Below are 4,971 nucleotides of genomic sequence, written 5' to 3'. Positions count from 1 at the left end.
TGTCCTTATTTCTCATTTTGCACCTCCTCTAATTTTTTAATAATTTGATCCAACTGCTTTAAAACCTTCTTTTGACTCTCGGAGAGTTCGTTTTCTTCCACTCCTACAATAGAAATCTCGTCCCTTATTAAGTTCCAAACGTTATTAAGAGCATTAACAATAAGAGGAGCGGTGTCTGGTTCAAATTCTTTTAGAGCAAGAGAGGCAAGGAGTAAAAGATTAACAGCCTCAAAACTTTGTTTAATTCCATCCTCTACATCCCAGCCGATAATTTCGTTTGCAATGTTTTGCAACTCGGCTCGTAATTGCTTAATTTCTTTTTTCATTTTATACCTCCTTCCTATGTAATTTTTTTTACTTCACCATATTATAATATGGATATTCTAATATGTCAATAGGCAAAAGAGAGTATATTTGCAAAGATACATACGAAAACAATAATAACAATCATATTTGAATAGACTTTTATTAAATTTTCTTAACAATTAAAAAAGGTTTAAAAAAGCCTCTTGCATTTTTCTAAAAATTGCTCTAAAATGTTTTAGGAGTAAAAAAGATAGGCGAGGAGCCTGCGGGAGGGATGCAAAATGCACGTAGTTATAACAGGCGAGCAGATAGGTTTAATAAATAAATTAACTACTTTAATAACCGACCTTGAAAATCAAATCGGGCTTCTTCAAAATGAGTTTGTTATTATGATCTGGGGAGTGCTGGCTTTGTTATTCATTATGGCAGTAGCGTTCTATATTGCTTTTAAGGGGAGATAATGGGTAAAATAATACTCGGCTTGTTATTATCGGCGATGTTTATTGCTTTCGGTTCGCAGTTAATACAGATTGTAGGAATCATTATTCTGTTGATCTCATGTTATGCATTAGCGAGGAGGTGGTTTTTAGAATGACTCTGTATCAATACGTCAATTATGCTTTGGGTGCATTTCTGATGCTTATTCTTGTTTTCAGAGTAGTGGAGGCTATTATTATATTTGTAAAAAACGCTATGAAGGTGAGATAATGGATCTCAAAAATATTATTCAAACGGCTCTTGATTATTTTTCTTACTTCGTGATTGCAGGAATGCTTTTTGCAGTTTTGCTTACTATTTTTGATTATATAAAATGGAGGTGATAAGAATGTCCGAGAAAGCCAGCGGTTTAAAAAATTTACGAAAGGAGGTAATTGCATATGCTTAGCGTTTTTGGGACTGATTTTTCTACAAACTTAACAAACACAATTAACAGCATCGGCACCACAGTAGGGCCTTACATTCTCGTTGTTCTCGGTGTTGTATTCGGTATTATTGTAGTGACTTTTATAGTCCACTATATTAGAGCAAGACTCGGCAGGTAGGAGGTTTTATGCAAGGGCTCTTTGGCTGGCTTTCTCACCTTGCTTTTGAGGAGGCGATTTAATGAAAATAATTCTTAACCTATTCTTTTTAGCGTTGTTTTTATTCCCGTTTTTAGGATTCATAAATAAAAAAAGTATAAAGAAGGGGGCAGGTATACAACGGCGTGCATATGCAATTATACCTGCTCATAACGAAGAAAATGTTATTGAGAATTTAATAAATGATTGCAAAGCAACGGGCTTTGATGGTGTTTTTGTGGTAGCGGATTCATGCACGGATAAAACAATAAACAAGGCTGGGAGATTAAAAGCACGGATTTATGAAGTGCACGAGCATAACAAAGGTAAGGCACTTAGCAAGGCTCTCCCTCGTATTTTAAACAAATTAAACGATAGTGACGCTCTATACTTTTTTGATGCAGATACAAGGTTTGAAAAAGATTTTTTAGCAAAGTCACTTCCTTATTTAGGAGATAACGAGATTATAATCCATCATTTAAGAATACCAAAAAATAATAGGACTTGGGTTTCTCGTATGTATATAATTTTGTATGCTTACTTATACAGGTTTCAATCTGCTCTATCTTTAATAGGTGTTTCTAATGTTATACCAGGCAACGGTTGGGCTTGCACGGCAAAAGTTTTAAAAGATAATCCTTTTAATGTGGACACACTTGTGGACGATTTAGAATACACCTTAAAAATAAGAGTTCCGATCCGTTTTGTGGACGAGGGCATTGTAGTGTATAACGAGGCTCCCGAGACTTGGGATATTTCTTGGAGACAGAGGCTCAGATGGACACGAGGAGGATTTCAATTGCTTTTTGGTGATTATTCTTCTTATGCTCTCTCAAAAAGTTTTGTTTTACTCTTCCCACTTGCCAGCCTGTTTTATACCTTTTCATTTTTGCAATCCCTTTTGCATCCTGTAAGTTTTCTTATAAACCTCCCAACGGCACTCCTTATAAATATGCTTTTTTATGGCTTGTTTTTGGATAAAGAAGATTGGGAGCAGGTTAAGTTATATGATTTAATAAGTTTCTTTTTCTTTTCTTTATCGCAATACGTTATTATTATTATTGCTCTCTTTACATATAGGGAGCAAACTTGGGTCAGGACTTTACATAAGGGAGGGGATATAAATGAAGTGGGGTAAAAAAATTTTATTAACGTTGCTGGTATTCGTATTTGCTTTAAATGTGTTTATTAGCAATGTCAAAGGTGCAACGTATACGTATACACAATTATCTGGGTCAAGTTTCAATTGGCATTATGAGGATTATGGCTCTAATGATGGATATTTTTATGTTTATTCAGGTGGTGGAAGTTTTGGAATCACTAATATAACTTTTTCAATCTTTAAAGTCGGAGACGTTGATTATAGAAATGCAATCGTTTATGACAATAATACAAGTGCAACAATTGGAAATTATAACCTTGTAGGTTTTAAGTTACACTACAATAGAAGTATATTAAATAGCGGATCGCTTTTAGTTGGTAAGGTTGTAGAAGTAAAAGCGTCGTTTTCTGGTGTTGCTTATAATGATACTTATCAAGGATCTTTTTATTTGAAGGGTGTATTTAATAGCAATGGTTCTATTTCAAATGTGGTGCTTTCGGATGCTCCAAGTTTTAGTCTTGTTTATAACAACGATTATAATTATACGAGTAACACTGCTTCATTTACTCTTCAATACAGCAATTTTTCTTTTAACTATTTCACATTTTTAAACACAGATACACCTCAAGGTCAAACGATCTACGGTTATCATTTATTAAACTATAATTTAACTCAAAGCGGATTAACATATGTCGTGCATTGTAGTTTTGATAATACCTTCGTTAATTTATCTAATCCACATTATCTCTTTTGGACAGTGCATGGATTAGACAATAATGGCAATCCAATAGATTTAAGCGGTTCTACAAGTTTTAATTTGAATGCTCCAAATGTTCCTCAAGTCCCAAAAGGTGTATTAGTTATAACCTCTCCTAAAACAGGTGATAACTTTGAATCTGGGACTACACAGATACCTGTGTCGGTTGTTTATGGTGGTGATGTGACGGATGTAACAGATCCAAATTATAATCATACCTCTGTCACCGTTGGAGCCACGCATGCTCTACATAATGCGGGATATGTAGATTTGACTTCTTACTCTATCATAAACGGCACCACAGTGTGGAGTGGCACGCTTACTTTAAACTCAGGAGAGGGAGATGGTGAGTATACTTTATTAGCAAGTTTGGATCACACCACATTAATGTCTGATACAGTTACTATAACAATAGGGAGCACCACAGGTAATGCCGTTTTAGACTTCTTGAAAGCGGTATGGGCTGAGTTCAAGGATTGGTTTGTGAAAACAATGAAACTCCTTTTTGTGCCAGATGCAACGGACTTCTCTTCTCAAATAGCACAGGGCTGGGTTCAAGTTTCAAATCCTCTCCCAAGCGTTACACCTTTATACACTATTGATATACCAATGAGCACAGCACTCGGCACAAAAAACGGAGTAGCCACTATAGATTTTAAAACTCCAATAACAAGTTGGTCAGGATATCCTACAATGCAATCAGTTATAAGAGTAGGGCTTTACACCTTACTCGTATTTGTAATTTGGAGCATGGTGACGTAATATGATAACTGCACTGATTATAGGTATTGCAAAAAGTGCTCTTATTCTTATTTGGAATGTTATAAATTCTTTATTGAGTGCTGTATTTTCAAACTATAACACTTATTTGAGCCAGGTAGTATCCAGCACGGGATTTAGAATTGCGGTGGGCATGATTGACGTCGTTGTGGGTTGGAATTGGTTCGTTGATTGGGTTTCTCTTGCAATATCTACCTTAATAGTGGTAAGGCTTGCAAAATATATTATTGGTATTTTGACAAAGGGGTGATATTATGATTGTAGGGATTTACGGATTAGCGGGATCAGGTAAAACATTGTTTTTAACAAGGCAAGTCGCTACTTATGATGTCGCTATCACAAATTATAAGTTAAATGAAGAATATTTTTTCACGATTCAAGGATTTGGCAGGAATGCTAAAAAGATTTATAAGGAGATTTACTATGTGAAAGATGTAGAGGACTTTTTTAACTATGGATTTATGGATTTGGCCGCAAAAAAAAGAAAGGAAGGGAAGAGCGTTATTTTAGCAATTGACGAGGCAGGCCTATTCTTCCCTTCCCAGGCGTTTAAGAAAATGCCTGCCTCTTATATGTATCTTTTTGCACAGCATAGAAAACTCGGAGTTGACTTCTATTATACGGCTCAAAGTCCTTTACAAGTCAATAAACTTTTAAGAGTCAATACAATGTATTCATATACTATGGCACATATACTCGGTTTGTTTTATTTTGCTGTTTACGAGAGAGATAAAATAAATATGAAAGGGCATTTAATGTGGAGAGGCTTTTTCTTCGCAAGGCCTATTGATTATAAACGCTATAATACTATGGAGATGCTTCAAGGTGCAGATTGGTATGTCCGCAACATTGAAAACGTTAAAAAAATACTTGTGTCCTCCTCCTCTTCTTAATTTATATCTCCTTCCATCCAGGGAGTCCTGCCTACTCGGGTAGGCTCCCTTTTTTCATTTTATTGGCCAACG

Annotated in this window: 7 protein-coding genes; 6 read left to right on the top strand and 1 reads right to left on the bottom strand. The window is 35.4% G+C overall.

Annotation, left to right across the window (positions count from 1 at the left end):
• Positions 1–5 precede the first annotated feature (5 nt).
• Positions 6–326 carry a hypothetical protein gene (locus tag JHC30_05940; protein ID MCI4463691.1) on the bottom strand — a complete coding sequence of 107 codons (321 nt, stop codon included), beginning with the start codon at positions 324–326 and terminating at the stop codon, positions 6–8.
• 261 nt (positions 327–587) lie between these two features.
• On the opposite strand from JHC30_05940, the gene JHC30_05935 reads away from it, so the two are divergent.
• The 6 genes from JHC30_05935 to JHC30_05910 all read left to right on the top strand — a co-directional run bounded on the left by JHC30_05935 (position 588) and on the right by JHC30_05910 (position 4,899).
• Complete coding sequence (locus JHC30_05935) at positions 588–767, top strand: hypothetical protein (GenBank protein MCI4463690.1); 180 nt, start codon at positions 588–590, stop codon at positions 765–767.
• Positions 768–1,184: 417 nt separating this feature from the next.
• The gene (locus JHC30_05930; protein ID MCI4463689.1) at positions 1,185–1,349 is read left to right on the top strand and encodes a hypothetical protein; all 165 of its coding nucleotides are present in this window, start codon (positions 1,185–1,187) and stop codon (positions 1,347–1,349) included.
• A 61-nt stretch (positions 1,350–1,410) separates the two neighbouring features.
• On the top strand, positions 1,411–2,505 hold the full coding sequence (locus tag JHC30_05925; GenBank protein MCI4463688.1) for a glycosyltransferase: 1,095 nt from the start codon (positions 1,411–1,413) through the stop codon (positions 2,503–2,505).
• Complete coding sequence (locus JHC30_05920; protein MCI4463687.1) at positions 2,492–3,988, top strand: hypothetical protein; 1,497 nt, start codon at positions 2,492–2,494, stop codon at positions 3,986–3,988. Before JHC30_05925 ends, JHC30_05920 begins: the two co-directional genes overlap by 14 nt.
• A gap of 1 nt (position 3,989) precedes the next feature.
• Positions 3,990–4,256, top strand: coding sequence for a hypothetical protein (locus JHC30_05915; protein MCI4463686.1), 267 nt, complete (start codon positions 3,990–3,992; stop codon positions 4,254–4,256).
• Positions 4,257–4,260: 4 nt separating this feature from the next.
• The gene (locus JHC30_05910) at positions 4,261–4,899 is read left to right on the top strand and encodes a hypothetical protein (GenBank protein ID MCI4463685.1); all 639 of its coding nucleotides are present in this window, start codon (positions 4,261–4,263) and stop codon (positions 4,897–4,899) included.
• Positions 4,900–4,971 lie beyond the last annotated feature (72 nt).

Origin of the sequence: Caldisericum sp. (assembly GCA_022759145.1) — a bacterium.
GTDB lineage: Bacteria > Caldisericota > Caldisericia > Caldisericales > Caldisericaceae > Caldisericum.
This window is presented reverse-complemented; position numbering and strand designations above follow the sequence as displayed.